The sequence below is a fragment of the Pseudodesulfovibrio sp. 5S69 genome, from assembly GCF_037094465.1.
GTDB classification, from domain to species: Bacteria; Desulfobacterota; Desulfovibrionia; order Desulfovibrionales; family Desulfovibrionaceae; genus Pseudodesulfovibrio; species Pseudodesulfovibrio methanolicus.
Genome location: NZ_CP146609.1, coordinates 121,679 through 135,291 on the forward strand (window position 1 = coordinate 121,679; position 13,613 = coordinate 135,291).

The following is a 13,613-nucleotide window of genomic DNA, read 5'->3' on the forward strand; positions in this document are numbered from 1 at the left end:
TGCCTACTTGTGGTCATTATGAATTGGGATTGGGACAAATTACAAAAGCAGCAACAGGGGCGCCCCGGCGGCAAGCCGCCGAGCTTCGACGATTTCCAGGACCAGCTCGACAAACTGAAGCGGTTCAAGCTACCCGGCTGGAAACTCGTCATTCCTCTCTTCATCCTCCTCTGGATCGCCAGCGGGTTCTACATCGTCGAACCCGACGAGGTCGGCGTGGTCAAGCAGTTCGGCAAGTTCAACCGCATCACCACGGCGGGCCCGAACTACCACATTCCCTACCCGGTGGAAAGCGTGCTCACCCCCAAGGTGACCCAGATCCGGCGGGTGGAATTCGGCTTCCGGTCCGTGGGCAGGCCCATCACCCAGAGCTTCCAGCAGGGCGTCAGCCGCGAGGTCAAGGAGGAATCCCTGATGCTCACGGGCGACGAGAACATCGTCTCGGTCCAGTTCATCGTCCAGTACATGATCAAGGACGCCGAGAACTACCTGTTCAACGTCAACGATCCGGAGCAGACCCTGGCCCACGCGGGCGAGGCGGCCATGCGCGAAGTCATCGGCAACGGCAAGATCGACGACGCCCTGACCACCGGCAAGCAGGAGATCCAGGTCCAGACCCGCGAACTGATGCAGCGCATCCTGGACAACTACCACAGCGGGCTGTCCGTGGTCGCCGTGCAGATGCAGAACGTGCATCCGCCGGACGAGGTCATCGAGGCCTTCAAGGACGTGGCATCCGCCCGCGAGGACAAGAGCCGCTACATCAACGAGGCCGAGGCCTACCAGCGCGACATCCTGCCCAAGGCACGCGGCGAGGCCTCGCGCATCACCAACGCGGCCCAGGCCTACAAGGAGACCAAGGTCCGCGGGGCCGAGGGCGACGCCGCCCGGTTCCTGTCCGTGCTCAAGGAGTACGACAAGGCCAAGGACATCACCCGCAAGCGCCTCTACCTGGAGACCATGGAGGCCATCCTTTCCAATCCCGATGCGGATAAGCTGATCATGTCCGACGACGCCCTGAAGCAATCCGTACCCTACCTCCCCCTGGACAAGCAGCTCCGCCGGGCTGCCCCCAAGGAAGGGAAATAAGGGGGACATGACATGAAAAAATCGACCATCATCATAGCCGTTGTCATCATCCTGGGGGCCTTTGTCCTGACCTCCGCGGCCTTCACCGTGGACCAGACCCAGCAGGCCATCGTCATCCAGCTCGGCCGCCCGGTGAGCGACAAGCTCGGACCGGGCCTGCACTTCAAGCTGCCGCTGGTCCAGAACGTGGTCTTCTTCGACGCCCGCATCCTGGACTTCGACGCCAAGCCTGAAGAGATCACCACCACGGACAAGAAGTACATGAACGTGGACTCCTACACCAAGTGGCGGATCACCGACCCCCTGACCTTCTACACCAAGGTGCGCACCATCCAGGGCGCCCGAGCCCGGCTGGACGACATCGTCCGCTCGCAGCTTAGGGTGGCGCTGGGCCGCTACACCCTGATCGAGGTGGTCTCGCACAAGCGCCAGGAGATCATGGACGCGGTGACCAAACGCTCCCGCGAGCTGCTCCTGCCCTACGGCATCGAGGTCCTGGACGTGCGCATCAAACGCACGGACCTGCCCGCCGAGAACGCCCGGTCCATCTACGGCCGCATGAAGGCCGAGCGCGAGCGCCAGGCCAAGCAGTACCGCTCCGAAGGCCAGGAGGCCTCGGCCAAGATCAAGGCCAACGCCGACAAGGAACGGGCCATCATCCTGGCCGACGCCCGCAAGCAGGCCGAGATCATCCGGGGCGAGGGCGACGCCCAGGCCACCAAGATCTACGCCGAGTCACTGGGGCAAAATCCCGACTTCTACGACTTCATCCGGAGCCTGGACGCCTACAAGCGCGGTTTCGAGAAGAATACCCGCTTCATACTGACGCCCAAGAGCCCCTTCCTGAAACATCTGCAATAGAAAAACACCTATGTCTCGAATGAGGATGTGGTCACACAAGGGCCACATCCTTTTTCTTTTGCCAAAAATAACCTTAAACGATATCATTGACATTATCGGGAGATTCTCCCAAAGTCGCCAGGAGTTTTTCCCGGCAAAGCGAAGTTGACAGAACCTATCGTTTGGTTCGGGGGATTACCCCCTTGAAAAATATAATGGCGAGCATACAGGGATTGCCATATTCCGATTATAAGGACAGGCCCCCTTCATGCCGCCATCACTTGTTAAGGAGCGACTATGCCCAAGAAAAAACGGAGATGTGACGAAGCGCAGCTCAAGTGGTTCGAGGAAGCACTTGAACGCATCAAGAAAGCGACCGGGGCCCGCACCCAGGTCCAGCTAGCCGAAGTGCTCGACGTTCGTCAGTCGAGTATTTCGGACGCCAAGCGCCGATGCTCTATCCCCGCTGACTGGTTTTTGAAACTGTACCGCAGCCACGGGCTGGACCCGGACTGGCTGTCCGAGGGCGTGGAGCCCGTGTACATCAACGCCGACAAGGCCAAGGTCCCGGCCGACACCCTGCTGCGCGAGACCCCGGCCCCCTACGGCCGCATGAACTCGCGCGGACGGCTCGTGCCGGTCTCCACCATGGCCGGCGCGGACAAGGACGCCGCCGACTGGGAGCCCAAGTCCATCGAGGAACTGTCCGTGCCCGAGTCCTTTTGCCGCCCCAAGCTGCTGGTGGTCAAGGTCGACTCCGCGAGCATGGACCCGGTCATCACCCGCGGCGCCTTCGTCGGCATCGACCGAGACCAGAGCGAGCACCCGGACGGCGACCTGTGCGCGGTCCACTTCCCGCACCAGGGGCTGACCATCCGCCGGGTCTTCCACCAGGGAGACACCTTCCTGCTCAAGGCGGACAACGACCAGTACTCCGACCTGACCATTCCGGCCGAAGAGATGAACGACCGCACCGTGGGCCGGGTCATCTGGGTCCTGCAGAACCTCGCCCCCATGTAGGGCCCGCGAGGGTTTCGGCCGACACCGGAACGCACAAAAGGGCCGTCCGCTCGCCGGACGGCCCTTTTTTCGCGTCCGGCGCGCGCCGCTCCGGCCCGGAAAGGCGCATGAATACTTGACTTGGGGCCACCTGCGGCCCTACTCTCCGGGCCATGAGTACCACCAAGAAGCCCACCCCCGCGTCCCAGGCCAAGCCCGTTACCGCGCCCGACATCCTGGCCATGAAGGGCGGCGACAAGATCTGCTGCATGACCGCCTACGACTACCCGTCCGCGCTCATCGCGGACCAGGCGGGCGTGGACCTCGTCCTGGTGGGCGACTCCCTGGCCATGGTCGTGCTCGGCCGCCCGGACACCCTGTCCGTGACCGTGGACGAGATGGTGCACCACACCAGGGCCGCGGCCCGGGGCGTCAAGCGCGCCCTGCTCGTCGGCGACATGCCGTTCATGTCCTTCGCCACCGTGGACCGGGCGCTCGAAACGGCCCACCGGCTCATGGGCGAGGGCGGGGCCAGGGCGGTCAAGCTCGAAGGCGGCCAAACCGTGGTCCCGCAGATCACCGCCCTGACCGAGGCCGGGGTGCCGGTCATGGCCCACGTGGGCCTGACCCCGCAGCACGTGGCCAAGTTCGGCGGGTTCAAGGCCCAGGGCAAGTCCGCCGAGGCCACCCGCGTGCTCATCGAGGACGCCCAGGCCGTGGAGGACGCGGGCGCCTTCTGCGTGGTCCTGGAGGCCATCCCGGTGGAGGCCGCCCAGCTCATCACCGAGGCCGTGAACATCCCGACCATCGGCATCGGCGCGGGCAACGTGACCGACGGCCAGGTCCTGGTCTACCACGACGCGCTGGGCCTGTTCGACCGCTTCACCCCCAAGTTCGTGCGCCGCTTCGCCGAGTTGGGCGAGGCCTCGCGCCAGGCCGTGGAGCGATACTGCGCCGAGGTCCGCAAGACCACCTTCCCGGGCGACAAGAACACCTTCTACATGCCCGAGGCCGAACTGGCCCAGGTCCGCAAGATCAAGGTCAAACCCAAGAAGAAGTAGATGCACCTCGACCTCTCCTGGCCGGTGCTCTGGAGCGGCCTGTTCTGGCCGCTCATCAGGCTGACCTTCTATATCTCCGTGGCCCTGATGGTGGGCATCCTCATCGAGTCCCTGCGCTGGACCCGCTACGCGGCCAAGCTGGCCGACCCCCTGGCCCGGCGCGCCCGGCTCAAGGACATCTCCGCGGCCAGCTTCACCATGGCCTTCTTCTCCGGGATCACGGCCAACACCATGCTCGCCGACGCCCATGAAAGGGGCGAACTGTCGGACCGTGAACTGGTCCTGTCCAACCTGTTCAACTCCCTGCCCACCTACTTCCTGCACCTGCCGACCATCTTCTTCATCGCCAGCCCGTTCATCGGCTCGGCCGCCTACACCTACGTGGGGCTGACCGCGCTCGCCTCGGTCCTGCGGACCACGGGCATCGTCTTCGCCGGCAAATTTCTGCTCCCCCCGCTGCCGCCGGGCTGCCTGCCGTGCCGCCTGGCCGAGATCGAAGGCCAGGACGCAAAGAGGGTGAAGATCACCTGGCAACGGCTCAGGCGGCGGCCCGGCCCGGCCATCCTCATCGTCCGGCGCAGGCTGGCGGCCAACCTCGGACGCGCCCTGGGGCAGGCCTGGAAACGGTTCCTCAAGCGGCTGCCCAAGATCCTCTACGTGACCTGTCCCGTGTATACCCTGTTCTTCGTGCTCAAGCAGCTCGGCCTGTTCACCTGGATCCAGTCGGCCCTGGCGGGCGGGGTGCCGCTGTTCACCTTCCTGCCCCCCGAGGCCCTGTCCATCGTGGCCTTCCACATGGCCGCCGAGTTCACCGCCGGGCTGGCCGTGGCCAGCGCGCTCATCGCCGACACCAGCCTCACCCAGGTGCAGGTCATCCTGGCGCTCATGCTCGGCAACGTGCTCTCCTCGCCGGTGCGCGCCTTCCGCCACCAGTTCCCCTACTATGCGGGCATCTTCCGCCCGCGCATGGCCTTCAAGCTCATCCTCTACAACCAGGTCTCCCGCAGCCTGACCATCGCCCTGGTGGGCGCGGCCTACGCCCTGCTCATGAACTGATTCCCCCGCCCGCTTTGTGCAACACTGCACAAAAAAATGTGTAATGCACATCACATTGCACATACGTTGAACATGCAATGAATCGGTAACATGCTGTAATTATTGACTTCGAATCTTTGGCACGGGCTGTGCTTAAAGCAAGTCATGATTGATGCAGTTACCGTCACTCTCATCATCCTGGCCGTCGTGTTGTTGCGGCGGCCCCTCCTCACCGACCCGGACGCCGCCCCCGGCGTCCGGGAAGTCGGGGAAGATTTCGGCTTAACGGCCAGGGTCCCCGTGCCCGTCCGGACGTCAACCCCCCATCCCGTCCGGGTGAAACGGCACAAGGACCAGGCCTTTTAGCATATACCATACCTCCCTTGAAAAGCAGTTTCTAACCTCAAACCCCTCCTCAAAAGCAGACCTCTAACCCCCTGAAAGGGCCGCGCAAGCGGCCCTTTCGCCTCTCCGAAATACCCGCGATTTCCAGACCGATCCGGTCATTTCCTTGTCAGAATCGCCCCAACGGGGTATGTATGTGTCAAACCGTCATCCTCCAACCGGCCCGGACGCACACGCATGAACGACCTCGACAAGGACCACGACCTCTCCGGCGACAGCCTGCTCGACCTCACCGACGACGAGCGCCTCGCCCTCATCATCGAGCGCATCGAGTCCAAGTTCCTGGACTACGACGGATACGACTTCTCCCGGCGGCAGATACTGGCCCTGAACATTTTTTTCGAGCTCTCCCAGGAGTTGCGCGGGCGCGAGATGTTCTATGCGGTCTGCATGGCCATCCCCCAGGCCCTGCTCGGACTGGAGTCGACCATGTATCTCCTTGAGGACGAGGAGACCTTCGCCCTGGCCGCCTGCTCCTCGGGCAAGTGCGACAAGGACTCCACCCGGCCGTGGAGCGACGTCATGAACGACCGCCTGACCATCCAGGGCGAGAGCATGCACATCCCCATACGGGGCAACCCGGAATACAACGACCTGCTCTCCTTCGAGCCGCCCCACAACATCCTGGGCAGCTTCGTCATGCGCCCCTGCGCCGGACTGCCCGGCCACGCCCGGCTCTTCCTGGAAAAATACGTCAACCGCGTGGGATATCAGCTCCACCACCGGATCATCCGTGCCCGCAACCGCGAACACATCGCCTTTATCAAGTCCATGGTCCAGGACATCGGGCACAACGTCATCGTGCCCAACATGTACTACAAGCTCTATTTCAACCGGCTCAAGCGCAAGATCGAACAGTTGCACCTGGCCACCACCTCCATCCTGGCCAAGGTCAACAAGGGCGCGACCCCGGAACTCGTCGACGAAGGCAACCACCTGGCCGAGATCGCCGGGGGCATCGAAGCCCAGTACCAGGAGATATACTCGCACTACGAATCGACCTCCATGTTCCTGGAGACACTGCTCCGGCGGCGGCACTTCGAGGAAGGCCGCTACGTGCTCGAAAAGCGGGACGTCAACCTGCCCACCTCGGTGGTCGCCCCGGTCATAGAGCGGTTCCGCCACCGGTTCGAGGAGCACGACATCCAACTGGTCCTGATCGGCGAATGCACAGAAGACCAGGTCATCCGGCTGGTCCTGGACCGGGGCCTCATCTCCCAGGTCCTGGACAACCTCCTGTCCAACGCCCTCAAGTACACCGAACCGGTGCCCGACGGCCAAGGCGGCGAGGAGAAATGCGTGACCTACGGCTGGAAGGTCCTGGCCGACTTCTTCGGGCCGGGCAAGCCGGGCATCCGCGTGTGGGTGACTTCCTCGGGCGCGCCCCTGGACCTGAACGAGCCCATGGACGTGTTCAAACCCGGCTTCCGCGCCGACAACGTGGCCCACAAGGCGGGCACCGGCCGCGGCCTCTACTTCGTCCGCCAGGTGGTCGAACTGCACGGCGGCAAGGTCGCCTACAAGCACAACGGGGAGGGGAACGAGTTCTCCTTCATACTCCCGTTCGAGCAGGCCCAGGACGTCGGCTTGCGATAGCGGGCCGTCTGCACATTTTTCGAGGGACCGTTTGATCCTCACGTAGACGGCTACGCTGCGGTCAAACGGTCCCTCGAAAAATGCACAGCCGCCCCACTCTCCCAAGCCTCCATCCGGGCTGGGGGGGATAAGAAAGATGAGCGATGGGGTGGCGGGAGCACCGGCTTGACAATCGGGCGGATTGCCTGTCCAATCGCGGCTCGAATTCCCTCTCACCGCCGGAGCGCGCATGGATCTCGATACCTATCTGGTCTTCCTGACCGCCACCGTGGTGGTGCTGCTCATCCCCGGCCCCACCGTGATGATGGTCGTGGGCAGCTCGCTGGCCCAGGGACGGCGCGCCGCCGTGCCCCTGGCGCTGGGCGTGGGGCTGGGCAACGCCGTGGCCGCCACGGCCTCCCTGGCCGGGCTGGGCGTACTCCTGGCCGCTTCGGGCGAACTGTTCACCCTCTTCAAATGGGCGGGCGCGGCCTATCTGGTCTACCTCGGCATCAGGGCCTGGCGGGCCACCCCCGAAGCGGGCCCCGGACCGGACGCCGCGCGCCCGGCCAGCAGACGGACCCACCTGCTCAACGCCTGCGTGGTCACGGCCACGAACCCCAAGGCCATCGTCTTCCTGTGCGCCTTCCTGCCCCAGTTCATCGTCCCGGAGCGCCCCCAACTGCCGCAACTGCTCATCCTCGAAATCACCGTCCAGGTCCTGAGCATGGCGTCGGCCCTGTTCTATGCCCTGCTCGCGGTCAGGGCCCGGCGCATCGTAGCCAACCCCGGCGCCATGAAGATCGTCAACCGCATCGGCGGGACGACGCTGATCGGCGCCGGGATAGTGACGGCCGCATTGAAGCGGGCATAGGGAGCCGCTGCGACGCGCGACAGGCCTCCGCAAGCACAGAAAAAAAGCCCCCGGTCCGAGGATGGACCGGGGGCTTTCTGCTTTCCCGTTACCGTGATCAGTCCGTTTCCGCCACCGGATCCGGCGGGGTTCCCGCCGCCTTCTTGGCCAGCAGGCGGCGGTAGTAGGACAGGCACAGGCAGGTCATGGGCAGGGCGATGAGCAGGCCGAGGAAGCCGAGCAGCTTGCCCCAGACCGACAGGGACAGGAGGATGAGCCACGGGGACAAGCCCAGGCTCTCACCCTGGATTTTCGGGACCAGGACCGCGTCCTGGATGACCTGGACCACGGCCATGACCGCCACGGCCAGGCCGATGCCCACCCACACGGACTGGCCCCCCTCCAGTGAATCGAGCCCGGCCAGAAGCAGGACCGGGACCACCCCGGCCACGCCCAGATACGGGGCAATGTTCAGGATGCCGATGAGCATACCCATGGCCAGCCCGAGCGGGAGCCCGATGAGCATGAAGCCGATGGACATGAGCACGCCCACCAGGAGGCAGACGATGATCTGGCCCCGGAAATACAGCCCCATGGTTTTCTCGAACTCGTCCAGAAACCCGGTCACGCCCTCGCGGTACCGGGCGGGCAGGTAGTCCTGCCACCCGGCCTTGATACGCCCGAAATCGGCCAGCAGAAAGATGACGTACAGGACGATGACGAAGAGCCCGAACAGCCCGGCCGCCGCGTTGATCGCGCCCACGGCCACGCCCCGGATGCCCGGCACCAGGTTGCCGAGTACGCCCTTGGCCGCGTTGAGCGCGCCCTGGGCCGTGAACAGGTCGCGAACCTCGGGCGACTGCACGGTGTCGCGCACCCACTGCCAGATGTCCGGCGGCAGATGGGCGGCCACCTTGTCCGCGAACTCGGTGTTCGAGACCAGCCTCGACAGGACCTGGCCCATGTGCGCGAACTCGCCGACCACCATGGGCACCACCAGCAGGACCACCCCGGCCAAAACCACCAGCAACAACAGCATCGTCAGCAGCACGGCCACACCACGGTTGCCCACGCGCTTCTCGATGAAACAGGTCAGGGGATTGAGCAGATAGGCCACCAGCAAGGCCGCCACGAACGGCACCAGCACGCCCGAGAGATAGCCCAGCAGCCAGACCATGCCGATGAAAAATCCGGCCCCCAATACCATCCGCACCACGGAATCCAAGGTATACGGCTTGCCGCTCTCGAACATGGCCCCTCCTGAAAAAAGATAAGAAAATGAATCTGCCCCGTTCCTTACCAGCCCGCCCCGCTTTAGACAACGCCCACTTGTGTGAAGATGCTTCGCCTCCGGCGGCCGGGGCGCTGCCCTGGACCCCCTCCCAAACTTTTTGTGTGCCTTCGGCAAGGGCGTGCGGACGCGAAAAGCTGCCCCTTCGAACCATGAAAAAACGAACGCGCGACAGCACGCCACACCGCGCCCGCACGGTCCGCACAGCGGCACAAAAAGTTTAGGAAAAGGAGGGATGAGGGGCGGAAGGGAAGGAAAACCCTTTTCTCAAAGGGTTTTCCTCCCTTCCCCGGTTCTTCCCCCGCCGCGCGCTACACCACGTCGCGGGCGCGCATGCCGAGGAGAAAGAGGATGGCGTCGAGGCCGAGGGTGGAGATGGCCTGCCGGGCGCCCTGTTTGACTTTGGGTTTGGCGTGGAAGGCGATGCCCAGGCCGGCGAGGTTGAGCATGGGCAGGTCGTTGGCCCCGTCGCCCACGGCGATGACCTGTTGCAGGGAGATGCCTTCCTGGTCGGCGATGGACTGGAGCAGTTCGGCCTTTTTCTGGGCGTCGACGATATCGCCCACGGCCTTGCCGGTGAGTTTGCCGTCCTGTATTTCGAGCTCGTTGGCGTAGACGTAGTCGATGCCGTAGCGTTTGCGCAGGATCTCGCCGAAGTAGGTGAACCCGCCGGACAGGATGGCGATCTTATAGCCGACGTTCTTGAGGTTGGAGATGAGTTTCTCGGCTCCCTCGGACATGGGCAGGCGGTCGGCGACCTTTTGCAGCACGGACTCGTCGAGGCCTTCGAGCAGGGAGAGGCGTTTGCGCAGGGACTGTTTGAAGTCGAGTTCGCCGCGCATGGCGGATTCGGTGATGGCGGCCACCTGTTCGCCCACGCCCGCCTCCTTGGCCAGCTCGTCGATGACCTCGGCCTGGATCAGGGTGGAGTCCATGTCGAAGGCCACCAGGCGGCGGTTGCGGCGGAAGATGTTGTCTTCCTGGAAGCCGATGTCGACCATCATTTGGGAGGAAATTTCCAGGAACCGGGCGCGTAGCGCGGCCACGTCGTTGGGGGTGCCGCGCACGGTGAACTCGACGCAGCCGCGCGAGCATTCGTAGTCGTTGCAGTCGAGCGGCACGCGGCCGGACAGCCGGTAGATGGTGTCGATGTTCAGCCCGGCCTCGGACACGACCTTGGTGATGGCCGCGATCTGCGAGGAGGAGACCGAGCGGGCCAGCAGGGTGATGATGTAGCGCGGCTTGTGCGCCTCGCCCACCCAGGAGCTGTACTTTTCCTCGTCCAGGGGATGCAGGCGCATGGTCACGCCGAGTTCGTGGGCCTTGAAGAGCAGGTCCTTGAGCACGGGCTGGGAGTTGGCGGGCAGCCGGATGAGGATGCCGAGCGTCAGGAAGTTGTGGATGACCACCTGTCCGATGTCGAGCACGTCCACGTCGTAGCCTGCCAGGACGCCGGACAATTCGGCCGTCAGCCCGGGCCGGTCGCCGCCCGTCACATGCACCAATATGATCTTTTCCATGGATAAAACCCCCGTGCGAACTTCGTGCGGACCATCTCACATATCCCCAAGACAGTAAACCTTGGGGCGCCGCAGGCACCCGTCAGCACGGCAAAACGCGCCCAGCCCCGCGAAGCGACACCAAAAAATTAAGGAAGGAAGAGGGGATGGGGGTCCGGGGGCACAACCGAGACCAGCCCCCGGCGCGGCGCGGCGGGGGCTGGACTCGGGGCAACCGGGGCGGGCCGGTTACTTCTTTTTCGGTTCGGATTTGGCCTCGCGGATGTAGGCCAGGCCGTCGGTGAGAGAGCGGACGTGACGCTGCAGGAGCAGTTCGGCCTCTCGCTTGTCCTCGGCGGTAAAGGCGACGTATTCCGCGCCCTTGTCTTCGATAACCACTTCAAACATTGTTAACCTCCGTTAGGCTCCGCTGTCGTCGGAGCCGGTCTTGGCGACCTCAAGTTCCCTGGCGACCGGCTTGGCATTGCCGCCGCCGAAATTCGCGGACACGACCTTGGGCTTGGCCTCGACGGCCGCCGCCTTGGTCATGCTGACGGTTCCTTCGACCACGGCGCCTTTTTCCACCACAAGCACCGGCGTGTCAAGACTGCCCTTGAGCACGCTGGTCTTTTCGAACACGGCCTTTTCCTTGACGTGGACGTCGCCGAGGATTTCTCCGCAGGAGTTGAGCTGGCCCACGCGCACGGTCCCCTCGATGGAGGCTTTGCGTCCGAGGATGAGCACGCCATCGGTGGAAATTTCGCCCTCGAACCGGCCGTCGATACGGACCGTGCCGACGAAGTCGAGTTTGCCCTTATATTCGGTGCCAACGCCCAGGAAGGCGTTCAATTCGGATTTCTCTTTGGTGTTTTTGCCGGAGAAAAGGCCCATATCGTCTTCCTCGCTCGTTTCCCGGTCGGCCGAAGCCGCCCCGTGTTGCGCTCAATACAGCAGAGCAGGTTTTCCCTATATACCCCGCTGGCACCGAATGCCACTTTTTTTTCCACAGGGCAACGGCCCGGTCCGATAATAAAAGGAGAGCCCATGAAGGGGCCGCCCGCTACGGGTATCAGGCAATGCAAACGGCCGAGCATAATGATATGGATTGGGGAAATGACATCCGTTTCCGGAAGCAACCCGCAACGCCTCGCACGGCAAAGGACAGAACATGGGCTGGATAGCTTTTGCCGTTCTCCTGATCATTGTCATCTATCTGTTCGGAAGGAAAAAGGAAAACAGTCCAGCCGGAGTCCCGGTGGAGCCGCGCGAAGCCGGTTTGGAGGATGAGTACGATCCGTTCGACGGCTGGCGGCGTTCTCTCACCACGCCCTGGAGGGGCCAGGCGTCCATCGAATTTTCCTACGATTCCAACTCATCCGGCTGGTCGCACAGAAAGGTCGAGCTTGACGAGATAGCGGAGGGCCCGGAGGGCCGGGTCTATCTGCACGGCTTCTGCTCGCTGCGCAACGAGAACCGGTTCTTCAGGCTGGACCGGATCGTGGGGCCCATAGCGTGCGACGGCGCGGAGCTCTCCGGAGAGGAACTCTTCCAGGCCCTGGCGGGAACGGCGTTGCAGGCTACTCCAGGACCTTGCCCATGCTCAGGCGGGGCTCGGCGGTGAAGCCGTGGGCCTCGTAGAAGCGGCGGACCGCCTCGTTGGATTCGTGGATCTGGAGGTTGACCTTGACGCAGCCGCGCGCCTTGAGGGCGGCCAGCGCGTGGTTGAGGAGGCGGGAGCCCAGGCCGTGCCCGCGCCGGTCCCGGGCCACGGCCAGGGAGTAGATCCAGCCCCGGTGGCCGTCGTACCCGGCCATGATGGTCCCGAGCACGTCCCCGCCGTCCTCGGCCACCCAAAAAAAATCGTCCACCGCGATCTTGCGGTCGATGGCGCAGGCGGGATCGTTGTAGGCGGCCGGATAGCCGAAGACCTCGCGCCACAGGGCCGAGACCCGGCCCCGGTGGCGGGCGTCGTCATAGGTAACGATGGAGGCGGACATGCGGGTTGTGTAGCCGTGTCGGGTCCGGAAGTCCAGGCGCGCCCGCCGCTTCTTCTTGACGCCGGTACCCGGCTCACCTAGATAGATTTCATGAAACGCAGCGAGATCAACGCCCTCATTCAAGACGCCAAGGAATTCTTCGCCTCCTTCAAGTTCGCCCTGCCGCCGTGGGCCTTCTGGTCCCCCGAGCGATGGAAGGGCAAGGGCGACTCCGAGGTGGTCCGCAACCAGCTCGGCTGGGATCTGACCGACTACGGGGCCGGGGACTTCGGGAAGCGCGGGCTGATCCTGTTCACCATCCGCAACGGCAATCTGGCCACCCATCATCCCAAGAACTATGCGGAAAAGATCATGATCGTCCGCGAGAACCAGATCTGCCCCATGCATTTCCACTGGTCCAAGACCGAGGACATCATCAACCGGGGCGGCGGCAACCTGGTCATCGAGCTGTACGGCTCCACGCCCGGCGAGGAGTTGGCCAAGGAGCCCCTGGCCGTGTCCGTGGACGGGTTCACGCGCATCGTCCAGCCCGGCGGCGCGGTGGTGCTCACGCCCGGCGAATCCATCTTCCTGGAACAGGGCATGTACCACCGCTTCTACGGCGAGCCCGGCAAGGGCAAGGTCCTGGTGGGCGAGGTCTCGTCCGTGAACGACGACAACACCGACAACCGGTTCCACGAGCCCCAGGCCCGGTTCCCCGAAATCGACGAGGACGAATCCCCGCTGCACCTGCTGTGCACGGACTACCCGGACTACGTATAGATTTTCTCTTTTCCCGCGACAGGAAAGACCGCCCCTCCGGGCGGTTTTTTTCGTCCGCCGCCCCTCTCGAAGGCCGTCCCGCGACGGCGCGGTTCCGAACGCCTCCGGACGACGGTCACGCGATCACCATGTTTGCGTGACTGTTGACGTTTTTCGTTGCGAAAAAAAAACGGACGGCTATAGTCCATTTTTGGTCCCTGACGGTCA

General features: G+C 63.8%; 14 protein-coding genes. 9 read left to right on the forward strand and 5 right to left on the reverse strand.

From position 1 onward, the window contains the following. The first annotated feature begins 18 nt into the window (after positions 1-18). From hflK to V8V93_RS00670, 7 genes are all read left to right on the forward strand, one after another. On the forward strand, positions 19-1,089 hold the full coding sequence (hflK, locus tag V8V93_RS00640) for an FtsH protease activity modulator HflK (RefSeq protein ID WP_338668428.1): 1,071 nt from the start codon (positions 19-21) through the stop codon (positions 1,087-1,089). Between the two features lie 12 nt (positions 1,090-1,101). Further along, on the forward strand, positions 1,102-1,950 hold the full coding sequence (gene hflC, locus V8V93_RS00645) for a protease modulator HflC (RefSeq protein WP_338668429.1): 849 nt from the start codon (positions 1,102-1,104) through the stop codon (positions 1,948-1,950). A gap of 276 nt (positions 1,951-2,226) precedes the next feature. After that, a complete protein-coding gene (locus tag V8V93_RS00650) occupies positions 2,227-2,949 on the forward strand; it encodes a LexA family transcriptional regulator (RefSeq protein WP_207264196.1) in 723 nt (240 codons plus the stop codon). Between the two features lie 152 nt (positions 2,950-3,101). Further along, the gene (gene panB, locus V8V93_RS00655; protein WP_338668432.1) at positions 3,102-3,989 is read left to right on the forward strand and encodes a 3-methyl-2-oxobutanoate hydroxymethyltransferase; all 888 of its coding nucleotides are present in this window, start codon (positions 3,102-3,104) and stop codon (positions 3,987-3,989) included. After that, positions 3,990-5,045: a hypothetical protein gene (locus tag V8V93_RS00660; RefSeq protein WP_338668433.1), complete on the forward strand. Its 1,056-nt coding sequence runs from the start codon at positions 3,990-3,992 to the stop codon at positions 5,043-5,045. 561 nt (positions 5,046-5,606) lie between these two features. Then, positions 5,607-7,025, forward strand: a complete 1,419-nt coding sequence (locus V8V93_RS00665) for a sensor histidine kinase (RefSeq protein ID WP_338668434.1) — start codon at positions 5,607-5,609, stop codon at positions 7,023-7,025. A 229-nt stretch (positions 7,026-7,254) separates the two neighbouring features. Further along, complete coding sequence (locus V8V93_RS00670; protein WP_338668435.1) at positions 7,255-7,878, forward strand: LysE family translocator; 624 nt, start codon at positions 7,255-7,257, stop codon at positions 7,876-7,878. A gap of 97 nt (positions 7,879-7,975) precedes the next feature. On the opposite strand, the gene V8V93_RS00675 is transcribed toward V8V93_RS00670, so the two are convergent. The 4 genes from V8V93_RS00675 to V8V93_RS00690 all read right to left on the reverse strand — a co-directional run bounded on the left by V8V93_RS00675 (position 7,976) and on the right by V8V93_RS00690 (position 11,538). Continuing rightward, entirely contained in the window at positions 7,976-9,109 is a 1,134-nt protein-coding gene (locus V8V93_RS00675; RefSeq protein WP_338668436.1) for an AI-2E family transporter, read from the reverse strand. 350 nt (positions 9,110-9,459) lie between these two features. Then, positions 9,460-10,668 (reverse strand): phosphoserine phosphatase SerB, encoded by a 1,209-nt coding sequence (gene serB, locus V8V93_RS00680; RefSeq protein ID WP_338668438.1) that lies wholly within the window; start codon positions 10,666-10,668, stop codon positions 9,460-9,462. A gap of 228 nt (positions 10,669-10,896) precedes the next feature. After that, positions 10,897-11,055, reverse strand: coding sequence for a hypothetical protein (locus V8V93_RS00685; protein WP_338668440.1), 159 nt, complete (start codon positions 11,053-11,055; stop codon positions 10,897-10,899). Between the two features lie 12 nt (positions 11,056-11,067). Beyond that, the gene (locus tag V8V93_RS00690; RefSeq protein WP_338668441.1) at positions 11,068-11,538 is read right to left on the reverse strand and encodes a bactofilin family protein; all 471 of its coding nucleotides are present in this window, start codon (positions 11,536-11,538) and stop codon (positions 11,068-11,070) included. A gap of 277 nt (positions 11,539-11,815) precedes the next feature. Between V8V93_RS00690 and V8V93_RS00695 the strand changes: the two genes are divergently transcribed. After that, entirely contained in the window at positions 11,816-12,268 is a 453-nt protein-coding gene (locus V8V93_RS00695; RefSeq protein WP_338668442.1) for a WYL domain-containing protein, read from the forward strand. Here V8V93_RS00695 and V8V93_RS00700 read toward each other — a convergent pair. Then, entirely contained in the window at positions 12,225-12,644 is a 420-nt protein-coding gene (locus V8V93_RS00700; RefSeq protein ID WP_338668443.1) for a GNAT family acetyltransferase, read from the reverse strand. The genes V8V93_RS00695 and V8V93_RS00700 overlap by 44 nt on opposite strands. 90 nt (positions 12,645-12,734) lie before the next feature. Here V8V93_RS00700 and V8V93_RS00705 point away from each other — a divergent pair, with 90 nt between their 5' ends. Then, positions 12,735-13,406, forward strand: a complete 672-nt coding sequence (locus V8V93_RS00705) for a D-lyxose/D-mannose family sugar isomerase (RefSeq protein WP_338668444.1) — start codon at positions 12,735-12,737, stop codon at positions 13,404-13,406. Positions 13,407-13,613: the final 207 nt, after the last annotated feature.